This window comes from Streptomyces sp. NPDC030809, from assembly GCF_055572195.1.
Genome location: NZ_JBVIDV010000010.1, coordinates 166,317 through 189,697, shown reverse-complemented (window position 1 = coordinate 189,697; position 23,381 = coordinate 166,317). Strand labels below are relative to the sequence as shown.

General features: G+C 73.7%; 21 protein-coding genes. 9 read left to right on the top strand and 12 right to left on the bottom strand.

What is annotated here, in order from left to right; genetic code table 11:
* The first annotated feature begins 167 nt into the window (after positions 1–167).
* From ACZ407_RS16040 to ACZ407_RS16020, 5 genes are all read left to right on the top strand, one after another.
* Positions 168–1,619 (top strand): condensation domain-containing protein, encoded by a 1,452-nt coding sequence (locus tag ACZ407_RS16040; RefSeq protein ID WP_468128687.1) that lies wholly within the window; start codon positions 168–170, stop codon positions 1,617–1,619.
* The gene (locus ACZ407_RS16035; RefSeq protein WP_468128686.1) at positions 1,619–3,067 is read left to right on the top strand and encodes a condensation domain-containing protein; all 1,449 of its coding nucleotides are present in this window, start codon (positions 1,619–1,621) and stop codon (positions 3,065–3,067) included. Before ACZ407_RS16040 ends, ACZ407_RS16035 begins: the two co-directional genes overlap by 1 nt.
* 35 nt (positions 3,068–3,102) lie before the next feature.
* A complete protein-coding gene (locus tag ACZ407_RS16030; RefSeq protein ID WP_468128685.1) occupies positions 3,103–3,699 on the top strand; it encodes a GNAT family N-acetyltransferase in 597 nt (198 codons plus the stop codon).
* A 324-nt stretch (positions 3,700–4,023) separates the two neighbouring features.
* On the top strand, positions 4,024–6,987 hold the full coding sequence (locus ACZ407_RS16025) for a tetratricopeptide repeat protein (RefSeq protein ID WP_468128684.1): 2,964 nt from the start codon (positions 4,024–4,026) through the stop codon (positions 6,985–6,987).
* 107 nt (positions 6,988–7,094) lie between these two features.
* Positions 7,095–7,394 (top strand): hypothetical protein, encoded by a 300-nt coding sequence (locus tag ACZ407_RS16020; protein WP_468128683.1) that lies wholly within the window; start codon positions 7,095–7,097, stop codon positions 7,392–7,394.
* 261 nt (positions 7,395–7,655) lie between these two features.
* On the opposite strand, the gene ACZ407_RS16015 is transcribed toward ACZ407_RS16020, so the two are convergent.
* The gene (locus tag ACZ407_RS16015; protein ID WP_468128682.1) at positions 7,656–9,233 is read right to left on the bottom strand and encodes a hypothetical protein; all 1,578 of its coding nucleotides are present in this window, start codon (positions 9,231–9,233) and stop codon (positions 7,656–7,658) included.
* 164 nt (positions 9,234–9,397) lie between these two features.
* Positions 9,398–10,069 carry a polysaccharide deacetylase family protein gene (locus ACZ407_RS16010; RefSeq protein WP_468128748.1) on the bottom strand — a complete coding sequence of 224 codons (672 nt, stop codon included), beginning with the start codon at positions 10,067–10,069 and terminating at the stop codon, positions 9,398–9,400.
* A 514-nt stretch (positions 10,070–10,583) separates the two neighbouring features.
* Between ACZ407_RS16010 and ACZ407_RS16005 the strand changes: the two genes are divergently transcribed.
* Entirely contained in the window at positions 10,584–11,126 is a 543-nt protein-coding gene (locus tag ACZ407_RS16005; RefSeq protein ID WP_468128681.1) for a GNAT family N-acetyltransferase, read from the top strand.
* 76 nt (positions 11,127–11,202) lie between these two features.
* On the opposite strand, the gene ACZ407_RS16000 is transcribed toward ACZ407_RS16005, so the two are convergent.
* Positions 11,203–11,586, bottom strand: coding sequence for a VOC family protein (locus ACZ407_RS16000; RefSeq protein WP_468128680.1), 384 nt, complete (start codon positions 11,584–11,586; stop codon positions 11,203–11,205).
* A gap of 214 nt (positions 11,587–11,800) precedes the next feature.
* Positions 11,801–12,013: a ferredoxin gene (locus ACZ407_RS15995; protein ID WP_468128679.1), complete on the bottom strand. Its 213-nt coding sequence runs from the start codon at positions 12,011–12,013 to the stop codon at positions 11,801–11,803.
* A 296-nt stretch (positions 12,014–12,309) separates the two neighbouring features.
* Here ACZ407_RS15995 and ACZ407_RS15990 point away from each other — a divergent pair, with 296 nt between their 5' ends.
* A complete protein-coding gene (locus ACZ407_RS15990; RefSeq protein ID WP_468128678.1) occupies positions 12,310–14,826 on the top strand; it encodes a tetratricopeptide repeat protein in 2,517 nt (838 codons plus the stop codon).
* A gap of 97 nt (positions 14,827–14,923) precedes the next feature.
* The gene (locus tag ACZ407_RS15985) at positions 14,924–15,301 is read left to right on the top strand and encodes a hypothetical protein (protein WP_468128677.1); all 378 of its coding nucleotides are present in this window, start codon (positions 14,924–14,926) and stop codon (positions 15,299–15,301) included.
* A gap of 42 nt (positions 15,302–15,343) precedes the next feature.
* Here ACZ407_RS15985 and ACZ407_RS15980 read toward each other — a convergent pair whose 3' ends face one another.
* From ACZ407_RS15980 to ACZ407_RS15965, 4 genes are all read right to left on the bottom strand, one after another.
* Positions 15,344–16,132 carry an SDR family oxidoreductase gene (locus ACZ407_RS15980; RefSeq protein WP_468128676.1) on the bottom strand — a complete coding sequence of 263 codons (789 nt, stop codon included), beginning with the start codon at positions 16,130–16,132 and terminating at the stop codon, positions 15,344–15,346.
* 169 nt (positions 16,133–16,301) lie between these two features.
* Positions 16,302–16,877: a TetR/AcrR family transcriptional regulator gene (locus ACZ407_RS15975; protein WP_468128675.1), complete on the bottom strand. Its 576-nt coding sequence runs from the start codon at positions 16,875–16,877 to the stop codon at positions 16,302–16,304.
* A 122-nt stretch (positions 16,878–16,999) separates the two neighbouring features.
* Positions 17,000–17,740, bottom strand: a complete 741-nt coding sequence (locus ACZ407_RS15970) for an AAA family ATPase (protein WP_468128747.1) — start codon at positions 17,738–17,740, stop codon at positions 17,000–17,002.
* A 175-nt stretch (positions 17,741–17,915) separates the two neighbouring features.
* A complete protein-coding gene (locus ACZ407_RS15965; protein WP_468128674.1) occupies positions 17,916–18,290 on the bottom strand; it encodes a DUF4180 domain-containing protein in 375 nt (124 codons plus the stop codon).
* 148 nt (positions 18,291–18,438) lie between these two features.
* Between ACZ407_RS15965 and ACZ407_RS15960 the strand changes: the two genes are divergently transcribed.
* A complete protein-coding gene (locus ACZ407_RS15960; RefSeq protein ID WP_468128673.1) occupies positions 18,439–19,023 on the top strand; it encodes a GNAT family N-acetyltransferase in 585 nt (194 codons plus the stop codon).
* Positions 19,024–19,539: 516 nt separating this feature from the next.
* Here the strand turns inward: ACZ407_RS15960 and ACZ407_RS15955 are convergent.
* The 4 genes from ACZ407_RS15955 to ACZ407_RS15940 all read right to left on the bottom strand — a co-directional run bounded on the left by ACZ407_RS15955 (position 19,540) and on the right by ACZ407_RS15940 (position 22,559).
* Positions 19,540–19,761 carry a hypothetical protein gene (locus tag ACZ407_RS15955; RefSeq protein WP_468128672.1) on the bottom strand — a complete coding sequence of 74 codons (222 nt, stop codon included), beginning with the start codon at positions 19,759–19,761 and terminating at the stop codon, positions 19,540–19,542.
* A gap of 176 nt (positions 19,762–19,937) precedes the next feature.
* The gene (locus ACZ407_RS15950; protein WP_468128671.1) at positions 19,938–21,185 is read right to left on the bottom strand and encodes a ParB/RepB/Spo0J family partition protein; all 1,248 of its coding nucleotides are present in this window, start codon (positions 21,183–21,185) and stop codon (positions 19,938–19,940) included.
* On the bottom strand, positions 21,182–21,913 hold the full coding sequence (locus ACZ407_RS15945) for a nucleotide-binding protein (protein WP_468128670.1): 732 nt from the start codon (positions 21,911–21,913) through the stop codon (positions 21,182–21,184). The genes ACZ407_RS15950 and ACZ407_RS15945 overlap by 4 nt, the downstream gene beginning before the upstream one ends.
* Before the next feature lie 352 nt (positions 21,914–22,265).
* Positions 22,266–22,559, bottom strand: a complete 294-nt coding sequence (locus ACZ407_RS15940) for a hypothetical protein (RefSeq protein WP_468128669.1) — start codon at positions 22,557–22,559, stop codon at positions 22,266–22,268.
* Positions 22,560–23,381 lie beyond the last annotated feature (822 nt).

Below are 23,381 nucleotides of genomic sequence, written 5' to 3'. Positions count from 1 at the left end.
CGGACGTCATCCGGACATCACCGGGCACAGCCGTTATGCGATCTTCACCTACCCGGCCGTAACCCGGACGGGGGCCGTCCACCGCAGCCGACGGACCGTCACCGTCCGTTCTCCGGCTCGTTACTGGTCCGCGAGCCGTGTGATGACGACCGATCAGGAAGGCCCCCGTGCTACAGCTGCCCGTCGAGGACATGGAGATGGCACCCGGACGCGCCGTGGAATGGGCGGTGTCCGCTGTCGGAACCGCCGGGCAGTCCGATCCCGCAGACCCCTCCCCGCGCCCCCTGGCCTCCTACAACCAGAAGGACCACCTCTCGGTCGCCCACGCCCTGCGCGCCGCCGGCATCGGCTACGCCTCCTACATCGGCGGCTCGTTCGAGATCCGGGGGCGCATCGACCTCGCGGCACTGGAGGCCGCGCTGCTGCACCTCGTACGGCGGCACGAAGTGCTGCGCTGCGAGTTCAGGGGCCTCGGCGGGGGCCCGGGGGGCGGCGCAGGGGGCGGCCCGGAGGGCGGCGCGGGCGAACCCGTGCTGGAGGTCGTACCGCCCGAGGACGTGAAGCTGGAGCGCACCGAGGCCGGGCGGTTCGACACCGCGGCCGGGGCCCGCGCCTACGTGCAGCGGTTCCTCCAGGGCACCGACACCCTGCGGGGCCCGTGGATCGTGATGGGAGCGATGGTCCGCGAGGAGTCCGCCACCGTCTACTTCGCCTGCGACCACCTCCTGACCGACGGGGTCTCGACTCCCGTGGCCATCCGCGACATCGCCGCGGCCTACGAGGCGTACGCCCAGGGGCGGGAGCCGGTGCTGCCCGAGGCAAAGAGCTTCGTGGCCCATGCCGCGGCCGAGCGGCGGCGCGGTGCGGCGCTGGGCCCCGAGGATCCGCTGCTGGACCACTGGAAGGGCTTCGCCGCCCGCAACGACGGGCAGCTCTTCCCCCGCTTTCCCCTGGACCTCGGCATCGAGCCGGGCGTGCCGTACCTCGCCGTCAACGAGCTGCACACGCTGCTGCCCGCCGGCCGCCTCGACGCGATGGAGGCCCGCTGCCGCGCGGCGGGCGCCCGTACCTCGGCCGGGGTGCTGGCCGCCCTCGGCGTCAGCCTCCGCCGGGAGGGCGGGCCGGAGGTGCACCGGGCCCTGCTGCCGGTCAACACGCGCGGGCGGGGGCCCGCGGAACACGGCATGGGCTGGTTCGTCACCACCCTTCCCGTCGAGTTCCCCGTGGCCGACGGCATGGAATTCGCCGAGGTGGTGGCGGGCGCGCAGGGCGCCCTGGACGCGATGCGCCCGTACACCGACGCCCCCTTCGTACGCGTCTTCGATCTGCTGACGCGCAATCAGACCGGCCCGCAGGTCTGGCCTTTCGCCGTCAGCTTCTTCTCCTACCTGGACTTCCGCAGGACCCCGGGGGCGCACAGCCACGTGGCGTGGCAGGCGCGCAAGTACGTCACCACCTCGCACAGCAACGGCATCTTCCTCTGGTTCCACCGCAACCACACCGGGCTGCACCTGAACTCCGTGTACGCCGACACCCCGCAGGCCCGGCGCACGCACGCGGCGCTGGTCCGCAGACTCGTGCGGACCATGGACGACCTCGCCCGCACCGGCCGGTTCTGATGCGCCAACTCCCCGGCTCCGCGCTGGTCCTCGCCCCCGGGCACGCCGTCGAGTGGCGGGTCCGGTCGGTGACCGGCCACGCCGGCACCGGGCCCGAAGCGGGACCCCGTGCGGGGGCCGCACCGGACCGCGCGCAGCCCTCGTACAACCAGGAGTACCACTTCGCGGCGTCGGCGGCGGCCGCGGCTGCCGCGGCCTCCTCCGGCACGGATGCCGGTCCCGGGACCGATTCCTTCGCCATGACCTTCGAGATCCGCGGCCGGCTCGACCGCCCGGCGCTCGAAGCCGCCCTGCTGCACTGCGTACGGCGCCACGAGGCGCTGCGCTGCGAGTTCCGCTCCTCCCCCGACGGCGGGGTCGCGGTCGAGGTCCCCGACCCGGAGGACGTGAAGCTGGAGATCCTCGACCGGGGGGTCCTGGACTCGCCCGCCGCGGCCCGGGCCCGTGCCGCGGAGATCCTGAGCACCACGGACACCCACCGCGGGCCCTGGTTCGTGATGGGCGCGGTGATCCGGGAGGAGTCCACCACGGTCCACTTCGCGTGCGACCACCTGGTGACCGACGGGACCTCGATGCTGGTCGTCCTCGACGACATCGCCACCGCCTACGAGGCCTTCTCCTGCGGCCGGGAGCCGGACCTCCCCCCGGTGGGCGGCTTCCTCGGGCACGCCCGCGAGGAACGCCGGCGGACCGCCGCCGCGGTCCCCGAGGACCGCCGGCTCGACCACTGGCGGGGGTTCATCGCCCGCAACGGCGGCCCGTTCCCGGCCTTCCCGCTGGACCTCGGCATCGAGCCCGGCGCCGCCTGCCGCTCCGTCAACTCGACGGACACCCTCCTGGGCCGCCCCGCGGCGACGGGCCTGGAGGCCCGCTGCCGGTCGGCCGGCGCGAGCCTCGCCACGGGCGCCCTCACCGCGGTCGGCGTCAGTCTCGGGAAGCAGGGCGGACCCGAGGTCTACCGGGCACTGGTGCCCGTCGGTACGCGCGGCCGCGGGCGCCACGCCCACAGCACGGGGTGGTTCGTGAACCTGCTCCCGGTCGAGATCCCGGTGGCGGTGGCGGAGGGCGCGGACTTCGCGCCGACGGTACGGGCGGCCCGGGACGCGTGCACGCGGATGATCAGGGGCGGCCGGATCCCGTTCGTCCGCGTACTCGGGCTGCTCACCCCCGAGCTGTACGCCCAACCCTGGCCGTACGCGGTCAGCTTCCTCTCGTACATGGACCTGCGGGACGCCCCCGGCGCTGCCCGCCACGCGGCCCGCCGGGCGGCCGCGTACACGTCGGTCCCCTACACGAACGGCATGTTCCTGTGGCTGCACCGCACTCACGAGGGCCTGCACCTGAACTCGGTGCACGTGGACACCCCGCAGGCGCGCCGCACGAAGGCGGCCCTGGTAGGCACGTTGAGGCGGACGCTGCGGGCGATGGCCTGCCGGGGGACGTTCTGACGAGGACGTCATGACGGACGGGTGATCATGGGTGCATGGTGACGAATCAGATCCCGCCGGTGGTCGCTCCCGGACGGATGAGCGGGAGCGGGCAGCCGGTCTTCCGGCTCGCGCGCGGCGCGCAGCTGCGGCCGTGGGAGGTGCGTGACGCGGGTGCGCTGGCGCAGTCCTGCGCGGACCCGGACATCCTGCACTGGAACCGGCCCGAGCCGCTGACCGTTGCGGGCGCCCGCGCGAAGATCGAGCAGTGGCGCAGCCGCTGGGAGAGCGAGCACGCGGCGATCTGGGCCATCGCCCCCGAGGGCGGCGAGGCCCTCGGGCTGATCGGCCTCGCGGACCTGGATCTGGCGGGCGGGCAGGGCGAGTTGCTGTACTGGCTGCTGCCCGCCGGCCGGGGCCGCGGACTCGGGGTGGAGGCCACGGTGCGGGTCAGCCGCTGGGCCCTGGAAGAGCTCGGCCTGCACCGCCTGCGCATCACCCACTCCGTCCGGAACCCGGCCTCCTGCCGCACCGCGACGAAGGCCGGCTTCGCGCTGGAGGGCACCATGCGGCAGGCGCTCCTCCATGCGGACGGGTGGCACGACGAGCATCTGCATGCACGGGTGCGGGGGGACGGGTGGCCGGGGGCCTGACCGGGAACGGACGGGCCGGTTGCTGAGCGGTGCGGTGCGGGCGGGAACGCCGTTTTGCGGGCGGCGTGACGAGGGGCGTAATACGTTGGACGGGCGGGGCGGCGCGGGGGCGGACGGTTCCTCACGGGGACGGGCGCGTCCGGGCGGCCCCGCAGGTGAGGGGGCGGGCCTCGGGCCCGGCGGGACGGCGGAGTGGGGGGGCAGAGTGGCGGCGGCGGTGCGCGACGCGGCGCGGGATGTGCTTCGGCCGGTGCCGGGCGGGCAGGTGGGCCGCACCTCGGACCGGTACGCCGTCCCGGTCGCCCCGGACCGCGGGCGGCGGCCGTGAGCGGCCGGTGGAACCGCGGCAAGGGCGACGCGGGCCGGAACGCCCCCGACGGGAGTGACCGCGGCGGAAGTGACCGCGGCGGAAGTGACGGCGGCGGGGGTGACCGCGGCCGTACGGTCCCGGGCCCGCGCGGGATCTCGGCGGGCGACCGCCTCGCGATGGGCATCAGCGGGGACCACAACGAGACCACCGTCGGCGGGGACCTGGTCGCGGGCGACAAGCACAGCAGCACGCACCACCACAGCCACCACCACGAGGCCGGCCCCGCGCCCGTGGCCTGGCCGTTGCGGGTGGGCGCGGTACCGCTGACGGCCACCGCCTTCCAGCCCCGACCGCAGCTGCGGGCCGCGATCGACGCCGCCCGCGCCCGTGAGGTCCGTGCGGACGGTACGCAGGTCCTCTCCGGCGGCGGGGGCGTCGGGAAGTCGCAGCTGGCGGCCGCCTGCGCCACCGAGGCCGCGGCCGCCGGACGGGACCTCGTCATGTGGGTCCCGGCCACCGAGATCCAGCAGGTCATCGCCCTTTACGCGCAGGCCGCACGCCTCGTCCGCGCGCCCGGAGCCGACGGCTCCGACCCGGAGGCCGACGCACGGGCCTTCCTGGCCTGGGCGGCGGTCACCGACCGCTCGTGGCTGGTGGTCCTCGACGACGTGGCCGACCCCGACGCGATCGGGCCGTGGTGGCCGTCGGGCCCCCAGGGGTGGGTGCTCGCCACCAGCCGCCTGCACGACGCCCGCATGACCGGCGGGAACCGCACCTGCATCGACGTGGGCCTCTACACCCCCGAGGAAGCCTGCTCGTACCTGGACGCCCGGCTCGCGGGGGAGGCCTCCGCCCACCTCCTGGAAGACAAGGCGGCGGCGCTGGCGGAGGCTTTGGACCGGCTGCCGCTGGCCCTCGGCCACGCCGCCGCGTACCTGATCAACGAGGACCTCACGGCCGGGGAGTACCTGGACCTCCTGGAGGACAGCGGCCGCCGCCTGGACCAACTCCTGCCGGGCCGCGCCGACACGGAGCGCTACGGCCGCGGCGTGGCCGCCGCCCTCCTCCTCTCCCTGGACGCGGCGAACGCCACCGAACCGCTCGGCCTGGCCGAACCGGTCCTCCGCGTCACCGCCCTGCTGGACCCGGCCGGCCACCCCCAATCCCTGTGGCAGACGCAGACGCTCCTCGGCCACCTCACCCGGCAGAGCCCCCCTCCGGACGGGTCCGGACCCGAATCGGAGGTGACCTGGGCCCAGGCCCGCTCAGCCCTCCGCGTACTCCACCGCTACCACCTGATCACGTACGACTCCCGCACCCCGCACCGCCAGATCCGCATCCACGCCCTGACGGCCCGCGCGGCCCGCGAAACCACGTCCGCCGCGGACCAGCCCGTCCTGGCCACCACCACCGCGGACGCGCTACTGGCAGCCTGGCCCGAACCGGAGGAGCACCACCGCGAACTCTGCGCGGTCCTCCGCACCAACGCGGACGCGCTCCACGACTGTGCCGGGCCACATCTGTGGGCCGACGAGGGACACGCGGTCGTATTCCTGACCGGGAGCAGCCTCAGCCGCGCCGGCTTGTACCACGCCGCTCACGATCACTGGAGCAAGGTACTCCGCTTGGCCACAACCCTCCTGGAGCCTGACCACCTCAAAACGCACCTCGCCCGCGCCAACCTCGCCAGCACTTACCGCGACCTCGGCCGACACAAAGACGCGCTCGCCCTCAAGGAACAGGTCCTCACCGACCGCGAACGCACCCTCGGACCCGACCACCCCGATACCCACCGCGCCCGCGCCAACCTCGCCAGCACTTACCGCGACCTCGGCCGACACAAAGAAGCACTCGCCCTCAAGGAACAGGTCCTCACCGACCACGAACGCACCCTCGGACCCGACCACCCCGATACCCACCGCGCCCGCGCCAACCTCGCCGCCACCTACAGCGACCTCGGCCGACACGCAGAAGCACTCGCCCTGGAAGAACAGGTCCTCAGCGACCGCGAACGCACCCTCGGACCCGACCACCCCTCCACCCACCTCGCACGCGCCAACCTCGCCAGCACTTACGGCGAACTCGGCCGACACGCAGAAGCACTCACCCTGGAAGAACAGGTCCTCACCGACCGCGAACGCACCCTCGGACCCGACCACCCCGATACCCACCGCGCCCGCGCCAACCTCGCCGTCACCTACCTCAACCTCGGCCGACACAAAGAAGCACTCTTCAATCAAGAGCAGGTCCTCACCGACCGCGAACGCACCCTCGGACCCGACCACCCCTTCACCCACCTCGCACGCGCCAACCTCGCCAGCACTTACGGCCACCTCGGCCGACACGCAGAAGCACTCGCCCTCAAGGAACAGGTCCTCACCGACCGCGAACGCACCCTCGGACCCGACCACCTCTCCACCCACCGCGCCCGCGCCAACCTCGCCAGCACTTACCGCGACCTCGGCCGACACGCAGAAGCACTCGCCCTCAAGGAACAGGTCCTCACCGACCGCGAACGCACCCTCGGCACCGACCACCCCGACACCCACCTCGCCCGCGCCAACCTCGCCGTCACCTACCTCAACCTCGGCCGACACACCGACGCGCTCGCACTCGAAGAGCAGGTCCTCACCGACCGCGAACGCACCCTCGGACCCGACCACCCCTCCACCCACCTCGCACGCGCCAACCTCGCCAGCACTTACGGCCACCTCGGCCGACACGCAGAAGCACTCGCCCTCAAGGAACAGGTCCTCACCGACCGCGAACGCACCCTCGGCACCGACCACCCCGACACCCACCTCGCACGCGCCAACCTCGCCATCACCTACAGCAACCTCGGGCACCACTCCACTGCGGTCTCCTGCGCGCAACAGGCACTGGCCGACTGCGAACGCGTCCTCGGGCCCGGCCAGCCTCAGACGGCGGACTTCACCAAGCTCATCGAGCTGCTGCGCACACGGGCCGCGGACGCCTAACCCGCCAGCCGGGCCTTCGGCTGGTACTCGCCCTCCACCCGGGGCCGCGGGCAGGCGCGGCAGGGCCAGCCTGAGCGGCGGACGGCCGAGGGGCGGCGGAGGGATTCGTGGCCGGCGGCGCAGCGGATGCGGTGGGGGACGTGGACGCCGAGCCAGTGGGGTTCCAGGAGGGTGGCGCCGACGGCGGCGAGGCGCTCGCGGAAGGCCGCCTCTGCCGCTTCCGGACAGCGGCGGGCGCAGACGCGGCAGATGCCCTGGCCCTGCTGGACGTTGGCGGGCCGCGGGGTGACGAGATGTCCGGCGGCGCAACGTACGGCGTGCGGGATGGAGTTGCCGAGCCAGGCCCGTTCCAGGAGCTGGGCCCCGGCGTCGGCGAGCCGGGCGCGGAAGGCCTGCTCGGCGCGTAACGAGTGCGCGGGTCTCGGTGGTTGCACGTGCTCTCCCGGGTCGTGGGAGGCCCACCGTACGCGGCCGGGCCGTTCGCGCCACGCCTTCCGTACCGGGGCGTGGCGCAAACCGCACGCCCTCCCCGCCCCGACGTTCCGAAATCCGGCACCCGGCACCCGGCATCCGGCCGCCCCCGCCCTCCGCCCCGGACCCCGTGGCCGCGGCCACTCGTTCCGGACCGGCATCCGGGGACCGGCGTCCGCCCGCCGCCCCGGGTCCCGCTACGGCCGGACGAATGGCACCGCGGAACCCGGGGCGAGGGCCGGGCCGGAACCCGGGGCGAGGGCCGGGCCGGGGCCCGGGGAAGCCGGCGGGGCGACGTACGCGCGGTAGTCCCGGTGGCCCGGGAGCGCCGGCAGGGGCTGGAGGTGCCAGCTCCGGGCCCACGCGGGCGGCCCCGCGTTGCCCGACACGAGCACCGCCGTCGGCCGAGTGCGCGCCAGGGCGCCGAGCTCGCGGGCACTGATGCTGCCGTCGTGGCCCCCGTACACCTGGCGGGACGCGCAGCCGGTGGCGTACGCGGCGCGGACCGCCTCCGTGCCGCTGAGGATGCACGGCGGCCGGACGCCCAGGCGGTGCAGTTCGGCGGCGACGGCGGTGAACGCCGTCCGGTCGGCGCGGCTGCGGCCCGCCGCGGCCCCGGTGACCGCGAACTGCACCGCCAAGTGGCCCGCCAGGGCCGCGCAGAGGGCGGCCAGCGCGAGCGGCCGGGTGCGGCAGGCGGCGAACAGGCGGTCCAGGCCGAGCGCGACCGGGATCGCGAGCAGCGCGTACGCGGGCAGCAGGAAGCGCGGGGCCGCGTAGCCGATCATCAGGAGGTAGGGCGCGGCGAGGAACAGCGCGGCCGCGGTGGCCACGGCCGCCGTGCGGCCCCGTCCGCTGCGGCACGCGGCGAGCAGCCCGCCCGCGGCCAGCGGAGGCAGGGCCAACCACCACAGGCCGGTCACCGGCCGGGACCACGGCACCTCGCAAGGGCGGCACAGCGTCCGGCCGTCGAGGGAGCGCAGCTGGTCGGTGAGGGCCGGGTGCCAGCCCAGCCCGCCCTGGATCTCGCTCGCACGCCGGAGCCTGGGCAGGAGGCCGCCGTACCGGAGGTGCGCCTCGACGGCCCATTCCGCCCCGCCCACGAAGAGGCCGACGACCAGCGCCGCCGCGAGGGCGGCCCGCCGCCAGGCGGGCACGGCGAGTGCCGCGCCGAGCAGGGGCAGCACCAGCCACACGGCGTCGCCGGGCCGCATGAGTGCCGCGAAGGCCACCCCGGCGGCTATCCCGACCGGTGCGAGCCGGTCCTCGGGGTTGCGGGCGGCCCGCAGGAAGCAGCCGACGGTGAAGAGCGCCCCGAAGGCCACCCAGAGGTTGGGCATGGCCTGCGGGCCGTAGAACAGCGTGGTCCACAGTCCCGCGAACAGCCCGCCCGCCAGGGCGAGCACACGGGTGGGCAGCAGCCCCCGCCACACCCACAGCGAGAGCAGCAGTCCCAGCGCCGACAAGGCCGCCAGGTACAGCCGCAGGGCCGGTACGGAGGAGGTGAACGCCGCGACGGGGGCCACCAGGTAGGTGATGCCGCGGGCCCGCGGGGCGCTGAAGTACGCGGCCGGCGCCTCGGCCGCGACCTGGCTGACGTACACCGTCTCGTCCCACCCCAGACCGGTGCCGGGTACGACGAGCAGCACCTGGGCGATCCCGTACCCGAGGGCGACGGCCCCCAGCCGGACCAGGTCTCCCGCCCGCCCGCGGTCCGCGACCCGCCCGCCCCGGGCGGCCGCAGCCACCGACACCGCGACGACCTCCTCGGACATCGGCCTCGTACCTCCACTGCGCAGGGCTCGGGGCCACCACCCTGCCCGCCCCGGGGCCGCCCCGCATTCCGTGCGGCACTCGGGCGAACGTCCGATGGGGGAACGGCGCACGTCCGGTGGGGAACGGCGGTCAGGGGGGAGGGGCGGGGCACGCACCCGCGCGGTCAGGGCGCGTTCCAGTAGGCGTGGCCCGGTTCGGGGTGGTGGGGGGCGAAGAGCTGGGAGACCGTGACCGGGGTGAGGCCCCGGTGGCGGAGGCCGTCGATGATGGCCGGGACGGCGGGGACGGTGCCCGGGTAGACGTCGTGGAGCAGGATGATGCCGTTGCGGCGGGCGCCCTGGAGGACGCGGCTCGTGATGAGGCCGGGGTCGTGGTCGCGGTAGTCCTTCGCGGTCACGGACCACAGGATCTGCGCCAGCCCGAGGGAGCGGCAGACCTCGGCGACCCGCGCGTCGGTCAGCCCCTGCGGCGGGCGCATGAGGGTGGGGGCACGGCCGGTGAGCTGCTCGACCTGTTCCTGGAGGGTGAGGAGCTCCCGGCGGATCTCGGCTTCCGGGACGAGCGTCAGGCGTTTGTGCGTCCACGTGTGATTGGCCAGTTCATGCCCCTCGGAGGCCTCCCTGCGGACGAGTTCGGGGCGGACGCGCGTGTTCGTGCCGAGCAGGAAGAACGTCGCGCTGACGTGCTTCGCCTTGAGGACGTCCAGCAGGCGCGCCGTTTCGGGCCCCGGCCCGGCGTCGAAGGTGAGGGCCACGCACCGGGCCTTCCGGCAGTCGACGGGCACCGGCCGCCCCGGCACCGGGGAAGGCGGAGTCGCCGCACTCCGCCCGGCCACCACGGGCGGCCCCGGAGTCCTGCCGCCGACCACGGACGGCGGTTCCGGACTCCTGCCGTCGGCCACGGACCGCGGTTGCGGACTCCGACCCGCCCGCGCCGCCACGCCGGACGTGGCAGGAGGGGGCTGCCCGACCGGAGCCGCGGCCGGCTCCGCCGGACCGCAGCCGCCGAGGGCGAGTGCTGCGGCGAGACCGGCCAACGACCGCGCGAGCCCGTGGAATGCCGACACCCTGCCACCATGTCCGAACCCGCGCCCGCACGGAGTCCGACACGGCGGGGCCGGTTCCGTGCCACCCGGTCGGGAGAACGGCGGCACGCCACGGAACACGGTGAGTCGGACGTCGCCGCGGCCCGGCCGACACGGACGCGGCGGGCGGCACGGTCCCGGCCAGGGGGCGGAACGCGGCGTACGAGCAGGGCCCGGCCGAAGCCCCTGCGCGGAGCTCTGCCGGCCCACGCGGGGAAATCCGCGCGTCTTGATCCCTGCCGAGGCAGCTGGTTGGCTGGCCGACATGACTGATCTCGGACCCGTCGCCTGGCCGCCGCCCGTACCGATCAGGACCGACAGGCTGGTGCTCCGCGAGCCCGAAGCGCGGGACCGGGCCGCGGTCATCGAGCTGTTCAGCTCCCCGGAGGTGGGCGCCTTCATCGGGGGTGCCCAGCCGCGTGAGGCGGTCGAGCGCGCGATGCCCGGGGCCCCCGGCCGGCGCCCGGGCCGGTTCGTGGTGGCCCTCGACGGGGAGATGATCGGGCAGGTCACGCTCGGCAGGGACACGGGGCAGCTCTGCCCGGCCGCCGCGGGGAAGGCCGATCTCGGGTACCTCTTCCTTCCGCAGGCATGGGGATACGGCTACGCCGCCGAGGCGTGCGCAGCGGCACTCGGCTGGTTCGACGGCGCCCTCCCCGGCGAGCCGGTGGTCCTCACCACCCAGACCGCCAACGTCCGCTCGATGCGCCTCGCGGCGAAACTGGGCTTCACCGAGGCCGAGCGCTTCCACGCCTGGGACGCCGAACAGTGGCTCGGCATCCGGCCGCCGGCCGCGCCTTCCGCCTGAGCCCGCACCATGCCCCCGGCCGCCGGGTCGGGCGGCCGACGCCCGCGGGCATCCGGGCGGCCGCCCGCCCCGCCGATCAGCCCTCGTCGACGCAGAGGCAGAAAGGGTGGCCCGCCGGGTCGAACAGCACGCGCACGTTCTCCCGCGGCTGGAATTCCGCGACGGTGGCGCCCAGGGCGACCGCCTCGGCGACGGCCGAGTCCAGGTCTCCGACCTGGAAGTCGAAGTGCATCATCGGGCGCTGTTCCCCGGCGACCGGGGGCCAGACCGGCGGCCGGTAGCCCTCTGCCTGCTGGAACACGAAGAAGGGCCCTTGCGGGGAGGCGCCGACGATCGCGGTACCCGGCTCCTCGTGCCCCACGTGCCAGCCGAGGAGGTCGGCGTAGAACCTGGCCAGGGCGCCGGGGTCCGGCGCCTCGATCGTCGTGCCCCACCACATGCCACCGGTTCTGGATTTCATGCGCTCAGCCTGCCTCACACCACATCCGTGCCGGCTCCCGGGGGTCGTGTGGCTGGCGGTGCGGCGTGCGGGGTGCGGGGTGCGGCCCGCTCCCCCACGGCGGGTGCAGCCCCCCACCAAACGTCGCCGGGTGCACGGCAGGGGACCGTACGGTCTTCGGGTGCGAGACGGCCGGGGCGTGGCCAGGAGGAACGGGGATCAGGAGGGGGCGGAGTCAGGAGGGGGCCGGCGGGTTCGGTTCGTCGGTCAGGATGGCCTGGGCGGGGCAGGCGGCTGCCGCCTGCGCCACGCGGGCGCGCTGTGCCGCCAGGGCGCGGGGGTCGGGGAGCGCGCCTTCCGTTCCGTGCGCGGCCTGGACGTCGGGGGCGAGGAAGGCGCACTGGCCGGATCCCTGACAGCGGTTGAGATCGACGGCGAGCCTGAGCAAGGTGTGGTCCCTTCGGGCGCGGGCAGTTCCCGGTACCAAGGGTGGGGGTGTACGCGTGCCGGCGCCCGCCGGGCGCGCCGACGGGGTGACGGCAAGCCGTTTCCCCTCACACGGCGCACCCGACACGGCGGCGCTCCCCGCCCCTCGCCGGACCGGGCCCGCGGCCGCCCCCGCCCCACGGGCCTGCCGCATACCCGGACACCCGGACACCCGCATACCCGCACACCCGGATACGCAGCCACCCCGATTCCGCGGATCACCGGTGCGGGGCCGCCGGTCGGCGGGACAATCCGGTCATGGGTGGGGTGTCGCGCTGGCAGTTGCTGGAGCCGTCGGAGTTCGAGCGGGCGGTGAAGTCCCTGCTGGGGCTGGTCCATGACGAACTGGTGTGCGTGGACGGTTCGGGCGGCGACGGCGGGGTGGACGCCTACCTCCCGTCACCCTCCGGCGGCCGGCACGTCTTCCAGATCAAGGCCTTCGACCGGCGCATCGGCCCCAGCCAGCGCAAGCAGGTGCGCCGTTCGCTGGACCGTGCCGCCGAGGACCGTCCGGAGCGGTGGACGCTCGTCGTGCCGGTCGAAATGAACCCGGCCGAACTCACCTGGTTCAACGGCCTGCGCGAGGCCCACCCCTTCCCTCTCGCCTGCCACGACCTGGCGTGGCTGGAGCGGCAGACCCTTCTGCACCCCGCCGTCACCCGCCGCTTCCCGGCCGCCGAGCGTCTTCCGGACCCGCAGCAGTGGCCGCTCGTACGGGAGGTCGGCCCACTCGACGCGGGAGTCCACCGCGCCGAGGGCGAGGGCGGCCCGGTGCCCGCGTACGTGCCGCGCGACATCGACCCCCGCCTGCGCGCCGCCGTACGCCGGGCCGGTGCGGACGGCGATGCCCTGTACCTGGCCGGGGACTCGGCCGCGGGCACCACGCGCACCCTCTACGAGGCCCTGCGGCACGCCCTGCCCGGCCACCGCTTCGTACGGCCCGCCCGCCCCGGCGAGGTCCCCGCCCTGGCCGCCGCCATCGCAGCCGCGTCCGACCAGGGGCCCTGCGTCCTGTGGCTCGACGGCCTGGAGCGCTACCTCGCGGACGGACAGCCCGCCGCGCCCGCACTGCGCGAGGTCACCGCCGCGGGCAGCTGCGTCCTGGGCACGCTCAGCACGGCGGAGCAGGCGGCCCGGCAGGAGGGACAGGAGGCGGAGGACGCGGAGGAGGCGGAGGCGCTGCGCCGGATGGCCGCCTTCCTCCTCGACCGCCGCTGGACACCCGCCGAACGCGCCCGCGCCCGTACCTCGTCCGATGCGCGCGTGGTCCGGGCGGCCAGCGGGGACCACGCGTTCGGCGTCGCCGAACACCTCGTCGCCGGGCCCCGGTTGTGGCGGGAGTTGCAGCAGGCCGACCGGGTGGGCGGCAGCCCACGCGGCGCCGCCCTCATCCGGGCCGGTATCGACCTCCGGCGGGCCGGCATCGCCCGCCCCCTCCCCACGGCCGTCCTGCTGGACGCCCACCTCCCCTATCTGGCCGCGTCTGGCGGCGCGCAACTGCGCCCGGAACCGGCCGCCGACGCCCTCGCCTGGGCCGAGCGGCCCCGCTGCGGCATCAGCAGCATGCTGCTCCCCGCGGGCGGCGGCGCGTGGCAGGTGCATCCGCACCTGGTCGAGACCGCCGTCCGGGAGTCCGTGCCCATCCCCCCGCCCACCTGGTACGACGCGCTGCTGTGCGCCGAGGACCTCGACCAGGCCTTCGAAGTGGCCCTGCGCGCCGGCCGCCAGGACCCGGCCACCGCGGTGAACCTGTGGCGGCTGCTCACCGAGGCAGGGGTCCGACCGGCCGCCAACAACCTCGGAGTCCTCCTCTTCCGCCTCGGCCGGTACGAGGAAGCCGAGCGGGTCTACCGCACCGAGGCCGACCCGGCCGACGCCACCGTCCTCCTCAACCTCGGCCTCCTCCTGCACGAGACCGGCCGGCCCGGCGCGGCGGCCGAGGCGTACCGGCAGGCCGGCGCACTCGGGCTGGCCGCGGCCTGGAACGGCCTGGGCGTGCTTCTGAGGGAGCGGGGCGAGTACGCGCAGGCGGAAGTCTGCCTGCGCAGCGCCGCCCTGGCGGGAGCCGCGGACGCCTCCTTCAACCTCGGCGCCCTGCTCTCGCACCTCGGCCGCACCGAGGAGGCCATGGCGGCCTATGCCCGCGCCGAGGCCGCCGGCGATGGCGAGGCACGCCTCCGCCGGGGGCTGCTCCTCACCGGCGCGGCCCGCTGGCCGGAGGCGGAACGCCTGCTCAGGCCGGGGGCCGAGGCCGGCGAGGCCGAGGCGGTCCTCTCGCTGGCCGTCGTCCTGAAGGCCGGCGGCCGGACGGACGAGGCGGCCCGCTGGTACCGGCGGGCGATCGAGGCGGGTGACACCCGGGCCCTGTTCAACCTCGCCAACCTGCACCGGGACGCAGGCCGTCCGGACCTCGCCGAGCCGCTGTACCGGCGCGCGGCACGGGCCGGCATCACCAGCGCGCACCTGAACCTGGCCCTGCTCCTCAAACACCAGGACCGCTACGCCGAGTCCGAGCCCTGCTTCCGCGAGGCGGCCCGGCACGGGCACGGCCGGGCCCGCTTGCACCTGGGCCACGTCCTGAGCCTGACCGGCCGCCCCGAGGAGGCCGCCGCGCACTGGCGGCTCGCCGCCGACGAGGGCGACACCTCGGCGGCCATCGCCCTCGCCACCGTCCTCACCGACCCGGCCGACCTGCCCGAACTGCGCCGCGTACTCCACCGTGCGGCCGTGGCGGGCGATCCGGACGCCGGACGCGTGCTGGCGGCCATCGGCTGAGTCCGGCCCGGGAGTTGGCAGAGATCGACACCGCGACTATCTTGAACACGTTCAGATTGAACGCGTTCAAGAACCAGACGGCAGCGGGGGCAGAAAAATGGAAGACGGTCGCATCCACACGGGGCAGTCCGCGCTGATCGTGACAGCACTCGTGTGCGCCCTGCCCGCCCTGCTCATCGGCCTGGCGAGCATGATCGGCGGCCTGTTCGTGATCACCACCCTGGCAGCGGCCTTTCCGCTCTGCTTCCGCAGCCACCCGCAGGAATTCGCCTGGGCCTGCCTGATCGTGGGAACCGGCCTGCTGACCTGGTCCCTCGTGGGCGCCGTCATCGCCATGGTCTTCTTCCTCCCCACGGCCCTGATGGTGACGGCCGCCGCCTTCGTGGACCCGGCGACCCGGCCGCGCCCGCTGGCCGCCACGGCCGCGGCCGCCATGGCCGTACCCCTGCTCTCCTGCTGGCTGTACTACGCCTGAGACCGAGAGCAGGGGCCGGGTGCGTGCGCCGCACCACCCCGGTCAGGTGGTCTTGATGGTGCCCCCGTCGATGACGTGGTCGGCGCCGTGGATGCCGGCGGCGCGCTCCGACAGCAGGAACGCGACCAGGTCCGCGACCTCCTCCGGGGTGCCGAGGCGGCCGGAGGCGATGCCCAGCCGGCCGGGCAGGGCGTCGAGCAGCTCACCGTGCCCGACCCCGAACGCGGCGGCCACCGTGCCGCCGTAGCCCGCCGGGTCGGTCCAGAGCGGACTGGTGATCACGCCCGGGGAGACGGTGTTCACGCGCACCCCCTTCGACCCCAGCTCCTCGCTGAGCCGCTTGGAGAACTGGGTCAGGGCGGCCTTGGCCTCCGCGTAGCCGACCGGCGAGCCGCCCGGCACGCGGGCGCTGATCGAGGACATGTTCACGATCGCCCCCTTGCGCTCCAGGATGCTCGGCAGCGCCGCCTTGGTGGTCCACACCGCACTGAAGAAGTTGAGGTCGAATATCCCCTGCCACTGCTCGTCGTCCGCGTCGAGGAACCCGGCGAGGGACAGGAGCTCCGGGTCCCCCGCACCGACGTTGTTGACGAGGAAGTCGATCCCGCCGACCGCGTCGAGGGCCTCGCCGACGACCGACCGGGCCCCTTCGCGGGTGCTCAGGTCCACGGACACGGCTGCGGCGGCGACCTTCTCCAGCTCGGGGGTGACGGTACGGGCGGCACCGACCACGCGGACGCCCTCCGCGGCCAGGGTCCGGGCGATCGCCAGGCCGATGCCGCGGCTCGCGCCGGTGACCAGGGCGGTCTTCCCACTGATTCCGAGATCCATGTTCTCCCCATTCCTGAACGACAGGCTCTTGAACGACTGATTCCTGAACTGCGGATTCCTGAACTGCGGATTCCTGAACTGCGGATACCGAACGAGAAATTCTTGACCCAGAGGTCCAGAATCAGGGCACGTGAAAACCGAAAGGCCGTCAGCGCCGGGACGCCGGGCCTCAGATGCCCGCCAGGGCCGTGTCGACGATCCGGTACAGCACCGGGCGCTCGAAGGTCTTCACCATCACCCGGAGCCCCGCGAGCGTGGTCTGGAGCAGCAGCGCCTGCGCCCCCGCGTCCACCTCCGGGTCCACATCCCCGTCCCGCTGCCCCTGCTCGATGCGGGCGGCGAACTGCCCGATCAGGCGCTCCTCCATGCGATGGACCGCTCGGGCCGCCTCCTCGTCCTGCACCCCGAGCTCCTCGACCGTCTTCTGGGCCAGACACCCGCGCCGGTCCGGCCCGTCGAGGCCCATGTCCACGAGGGTCACGAAGTACGCGCGGATGCAGTCCTTGGCGGTGCCGGGCCGGAACAGGGCTTCCTCGGCAAACTCCTCGCACAGCCGCCCGTACAGGTCCAGCGCCTTGGCGAACAGCTCCCGCTTGGAACCGAAGCAGTGGTACAGGCTGCCCTTGGCCACTCCCGTGGCCGCCGCAAGATCGGCCGGCGACGTGCCCGCGTACCCCTTGGTCCAGAACGTCTCCATCGCCTGCGCGACGACCACGTCCGGCTCGAAACCCTTCGGCCTGCCCATGCGGCCACTGTAGTGAGTATTTGACCTAGAGGTCAATTACTTGGGGCAGCAAAGCAGTTGAGGACGAGGGCGGGTCTCAGCACAGGACTCAGCCCAGCACAGGACTCGGCCCAGGACCTGGCTCAGCCCAGGATGTGCCGCAGGTACGCGTCCGGCCGGGCCAGGTAGCGGCGCCAGTGGTCGACCAGCGCCAGGTCCTCCCAGCGGGTCGGGCGGACTCCGTGGTCACCCACCTCCAGGACGGCCGCGCCGGGCAGGGCCGCCAGGATCGGCGAGTGGGTGGCGCACACCACCTGCGCGCCGGTACGGGCGAGTTCGTCCAGGAGGCCCACCAGCCGCAGGGTCGAGGTGAAGGACAGGGCGGCCTCCGGCTCGTCCAGCACGTACAGACCGGGTTCGGCGAACATCGACTCGAACACGGTGAGGAAGCCCTCCCCGTGGCTCATCAGGTCGGTGCGCTCCTGCCAGTACCCCGGCGCCGCCTGCTTCTCCTCCATCATCTGCATCGCCGACTCGGCCCGCAGGAAGAACCCGCGCCGCCGCTCCCGTGGCCCGGCCGCCATCCGCTGGCCGCGCGGGGTGTAGCCCAGGCGCAGGTACTCCCCCAGCACACTGCGTTCCCGGTGGGGCGCGTACCGGGAACCGGCCCGGCCGCCGTACGAGTCCACCCCGAAGGCCTCCGCCAGCGCCTCGGTCAGGGTGGACTTGCCCGAGCCGTTCTCCCCGACGAGGAAGGTCACCGGCGCCTCCAGCGCGATCCCGGCCCCGAACAGCTCGGCCACGCAAGGCACCGTCCAGGGCCAGCGCGAGAGCTCCTCCGGGCCGAGCATCTCCCGGTGGACCCTCATCCTCTCGACGATCACGACCACCACCACCTCCTGCCCCAGCCTACGACCGGGCTCGGCACTGCCCGGCCGCTCGGCCATTCGATCCGGCCGCGCCCTGCCGCCAGGCCCGCGGCATGCACCGGGCGGCCACCCCACCGAGCCCGGCCCACCCGGAGGGGGCGAGCCGCGGGGCTTCATCCCGGGTCCCTGGTCAGCCCGCGACGTGCTCCCGCAGCCGGTCGCGGAACTCGTCGAGGCCGGGCAGGAACCAGGTCTGGCGTCCCCGGTTGCACTCGCGGACGAAGTCCTGGAGGGCGGAACTGCTCTCCGTGTGCGCGGAGATGTCGCCGAGGACTGCGAGGCCCACCCGGTAGGTGACGAACTTCTGGATGACCTCGCCGGCGACCCGGCTGCGCAGCCGGAAGAACTCCGCACTGAACCGCTCGACGGGAACGACGACCCACTGCGCACCCTGCCAGGCGGCGTTTCCCACCAGGTCCATCACGTCCGCCTCACCGCCGATCACCTCGCCCTCGGGCTCGCAGACGAGGACGGACACGTCGTGGATCACCTGGAAGTCGCTCATGGAAGCCGAGGCTAGAGCGCGGCACCGAGGGCCGCGACCCGATTTCGGCCGAGGTGCGGCCGGTCCTCCGTCGAGGGGCCCGGCCCGTGGCCGGGAGGGGCGGGAAATCCACGCGATCATCCGCTCGGAGCGTGCCTAGCATGGGCCCATGTCCTCCTCCTCGTCCTCGCCCTATTCCTCCGCTGCCGCCCCGCACTCCTCACGTGTCGCACTGCGGCCGCTCACCCTCGCCGACCAGGACGAGTTCTGCTCACTGGTGAGGGCCAGCGCCGAGTTGCACGGGCCGTGGATGCAACTGCCCGCGACCGCGGAGGAGTTCCAGGTCTGGATGCGCCGGTTCGACGAGCCCGTCAACCAGGGGCATCTGATCTGCGTGCAGGAGACGGGTGCGGTCGCCGGCATGGTCAACATCAACTCGATCATCCGCGGCCGCTACCAGGGCGCCTCCCTCGGCTACGCGGCCTTCGCCCCGTCCGCCGGGCGGGGCTACATGACCGAAGGGCTCCGCCTCGCCGTGCGGTACGCCTTCGAGGACTTGCGCCTCCACCGGCTGGAGGCCAACATCCAGCCGGGGAACAAGGCCTCCCTGGCCGTGGTCCAACGCCTGGGCTTCCGCTACGAGGGCCTCTCCCCCGCCTACCTCTACATCGACGGCGCCTGGCGCGACCACGAACGCTGGGCCCTCACCGCCCCGTCCCCCTGGACCCCGGACCCGTCCCTCCCCGAGGTGTAGGCCCCGGCGCCGTCCCATCCCAGACCCGGGCCCGCGCCGACACCTCCGCCGGCGTCTCGGCCACCGAACCGGAGTCGAAGGACGGCTTCCCGGGCTGCACCCCGCGACCCGTCCGATGAAGCCATGATTCGGATTTTTCGTAAGAATCGGTCGAAAAGCGACCGCCAGAATGGGCCCTGGAAGCGCCGAACGCGGACGGGTCAATGGGATTGGGTCATCGGCACCCTGAGAGGCCGTCATGCGGCCGCTCAGGCGTTTTCGACCCCCTCAGCTCGCCCTCCCGGGCCGGATTTCGGCTCCAGCGGCCGCCTTTGGTGCCGGGTCGGAGCAGGAGGCGGCCGAGGGCGGTCATTTCGGCCTCGGGGTCCACCACGGGCTGGATCACGAGCGCCGTGGAGGTGCAGGAAGCGCACCTTGCCGACCGATCCCCCCTCGCGCGATACGGCCGGGGGCAAGGGTGTCGAGACCCCCGAGCGCCGCCGCTGCGGGCGCGGAACGCAGCGCCGGGGGCGGGGGTCAGGCCACTATGCCCAGGAGGGCGACGCGCAGGGCCTGGGCCTGTTCGACGTCGGGCAGGGGGGCCGGCTCGCTGCCGCGGCCGGTGTGCGTGGCGGGGACGGACCGCAGACCGTCGACACCATCCGCGGCCCACGGGGCGTCCAGCGCCGGCAGCGACAAGGTCATGCGCCGCCCGTCCGACAGGGTGGCTTCCAGCTTCGACTCTTCCCTCGGCTCCATGGCTCCTCATTTCCGAGTGACACACAGCGATGGCGATCGTGCTCAAGCCGTAGGACGAACCGGCGTACGAGAACGTTCCCGTGGGGCGGAAGCCGGGGAACGCGGCGGCCCGCTCCCCTCCCCCGGAGGGAAGGGAGCGGGCCGTTTTCAAAACCGGGTTTTGAAGTCCGTGCAGACTACATCTGTTCCAGCAGCAGCTCGGCCACCCGCTGACGGTACGCTTCGTCCGTCAGTTCCCGGAGACCCAGGACCAGATCCTCCGGCGTATCCACGGTGTCGAGCAGCGCGCTGAGCAGCGGCAGCGCGGCAGCCACCGCTCCCCCACGGCCGGCCGACTCCCTTGCGCTCGCCGCCACCGCCGCCGTCTCGGCCGCCACCGGCTCGGGAACGCCGACCGGCTCCGGACCGGCAGCGGACGGAACCGGCCCCTCATCAGGGGCCGAGGAACGCGGCCTGACGACGGAAGCAGGCACGGCCGCATCCTCCGGGACCGCCTCCACCGGAGCCGCCACGGCCGCCACCGGCTCGTACGCCACGGCGGCCGGCGGCACCGGAGGGGCCGGGGCCACGACGGGGGCCGGAGCCTCCGGCGCGGGAGCGGGGGCAGGAGTGGCAGCGGCGGCAGGCGCAGGGGCGGGAGCAGGCGCCGGAGCGACCGGCGCGGCGACGGCGGCCGGGGCGGCCGGGGCCGGGGCCTGGGCCTGGGCCGGGGACGCCTTCGGGAGCTGCGCCTGCCGCAACTGCTCCGCGAACTGCGCCATCTGCTCCTCGTGATCGGCCGTACGGGCCGCCAGCTCGCGCGCCGCCTTCAGCTTGAACGTACCCGCGTCCACCCGGCGCTGGAGTTCCGGCGCCAGCCGCAGCAGCGAGAGCCGGTGCGAGACGTACATCTGCGACTTGCCGATGCGCTGGGCCACCTTGTCCTGGGACCCGTACTTCTCCACCAGCACCTGCAGGAAGGCCGCTTCCTTGCACGGCTCGATGTCCTTGCGGTGGATGTTCTCGATGATGACGGCCTCGTCGAGGAGGCCCTTGCCGTCACCGAGGTGGTCCTGGACCTTGATGTCGATACGGGTCCAGCCGAGCTGGCGGGCGGCCGCGTGGCGGCGGTTGCCGTTGACGACCACCCAGTCCGCCGTGCCGACGGCCTTGGCGTGCTGCGGCTTGAGCCGCAGGAACACCTCGCGCGAGACCACCGCCACCGGCTGGAGCTGACCCACCTCCCGCAGGGTGTTCATCAGCTCCTCGAACTCCGGGTCGTCCGGGCTGTATTCGGCCTTGCCGCGGGGGTTCTCGGGATTGCCGACGAGCGTGTGCATGAGCGCCGAATGCGGCGGCAGCTTCTTCTCGGGCTCTCCCCCGGCGGCCGCCGCGGCGGCCGCCTTCTCGCCGATCAGGCTGGCGAAGTTGGTGCGCTTGCTCATCGACGCTTGGCCCCCGCTCCGATCTCCAGGGCCAGCTTGTAGAAGTCCTCACGGGCTTCCATGGCCACCCGGTTCTTCTTGTACCGGGTGACGACCGTGCCCTCGACGGCCGCACGGGCGTGGACCTTGTAGTGCCGGATCACGGTGTTGGCGAGGTTCCAGCCGCTGCCCTCGATGAAGGCGCGCGTGTCCTCCAGGTCGGCCAGACCGTCGCGCGGGTCCCAGTTGTTGATGACGACCCAGTACGGGAGGCCCAGCGGCTTGACGACCTCCTCGATGGTGGTCTGGGTCGGGATGAAGCCGAGCGGCTCGGGCTCGACGGGGATGATCAGGTCGTCGGCGTTGGCCAGCACGGCGCGCATGGCGTCGGCCGCCGCACTGTCGCCGAACGGGTCACCGGCCTGCTGCACCTCGTCCTCCGGCAGGTCCATCCAGCCGGGGGTGTCGATGAAGGCGTGCTTGACCTTGCGGGTCTTCTTCAGCTCGGGGAAGTAGGTGAGGTCCTTGCGCGACTTGGTCTGGATGAAGGAGAAGGGAAGGTCGTCCCCCACCCGCTCCGACCACCAGGTCGCCGAGCCCTGCGGGTCGCTCGAAACGGCGACCACGTAATCGGGCTCCCCTGCGGGAGCCTCTCCGAGGACCTCGGCCGCGACGGCGGCGACGTTGACGGTGAGAGTCGACTTGCCGACTCCACCCTTGCGATTGATGACGGCAGTGATGCGTGCCATGGATGGTGCTCCATTGGGTTCCGTGTGCTTCCCGGTCACGAGGGACCGGTACTGCGGACCCGGACAGCATTGCACGTCAACGCCTTCTGCCGGAATCTCACACCACCGCAATTCGCGATCAGTTCGTGAGAAATGGGACACATCGGGTGCCAACTCGGGAGCCTGGCCCTCCACTTTCAAAACCGGGTTTTGAAACCGCCGCCGTTTTCGGGGAGATCCGGAGGGACAACCCCGGCACCGTTCGCGGCGCGGACGGATGCCGTGCGCCGACCGGTGCCGGGGGCGGTGGGTTGCGGGGGCGGTTTGCGCGGGGGTACGGGGCGGAGGGTTGCGCGGGGGCGGGGCCGGTGGGTCAGTTGCCGGAGACCGGCACCCAGTAGCGGTGGACCGGCTGGGCCGTGGGCATCTGGTTCACATCGACCGGCCAGCCGACCTCGAGCGCCACCGGGACGAGCTTCTGCCCGAAGGCCTGCATCTGCCCCTCGTTCTCCCAGAGGTCGAAGATCTCCAGGCCGTCGTCGGTCGGTACGCACACGTGCGAAAGACACCCCTCGAAGATCTCGGGCGTCTGCTGGAGCTTGGCGTTGAGAGCGTCGTACTGGGCGGTCGTACCACCCGGGATCACAGCGTGGACGAAGACAGCCATGGACGGTGACTCCTCACCTGACGGAACCGGAACCGGAACTCGGCGTGCGCGGACAGCACAGTGCCGGCCGCCCAAAGCCAGCAGACCACGCCCGCCCGCCTCCGGCATCCACGCCGCGGCCGATCGAGCGTCGCCACCCGGCCCAGGCCCCTCCGGCCCCCGATTTCAAAACCGGGTTTTGAAACCGAGCCACCGGGACGGCCAGATCGCCGGCCCGCCGGGACTTCGAGCCACCGGATCGCTGAGGCCGCCGGAACTCCAGATCGCCGGGCCCCCAGGCCACCGGATCGCTGAGGTCGCCGGGACTCCGGGCCACCGGGACTTCGAGCCACCGGGACTTCGAGCCGCCGAGCCACGAGCCACCGGGCCACGAGCCACCGGGCCACGGGCCACCGGGACTCCGAGCCGCCGAGCCGCCGAGCCGCCGAGCCGCCGGATCGCCGGATCGCTGAGGCCGTCGGATCGCCGGATCGCCGGGCCCCAGGCCACCGGATCGCTGAGGTCGCCGGGACTCCGAGCCACCGGGACTCCGAGCCACCGGGCCACCGCGCCACCGGGTCGCCCCGCCGCCGGGTCGCCGAGCCACCGGAGCACCGCGCCACCCGGCGCCCGGCCACCCGGCCACCGGCCACCGGCCACCGGCCACCGGCTGACAAGATCCCGCCGGAACTCCCGAGCACGGACCCCGCGTCACAGACGGTCTTTCAAAACCCGGTTTTGAAAGCGAGCCCGCCTCCGTGCTCCGAACCCGGCGCAGCCCCCTCCGAGCCTCCAGTGAACGCCAGCCACTCCCCCACCGAAAAAGCCCCACCGTGGTTCCGT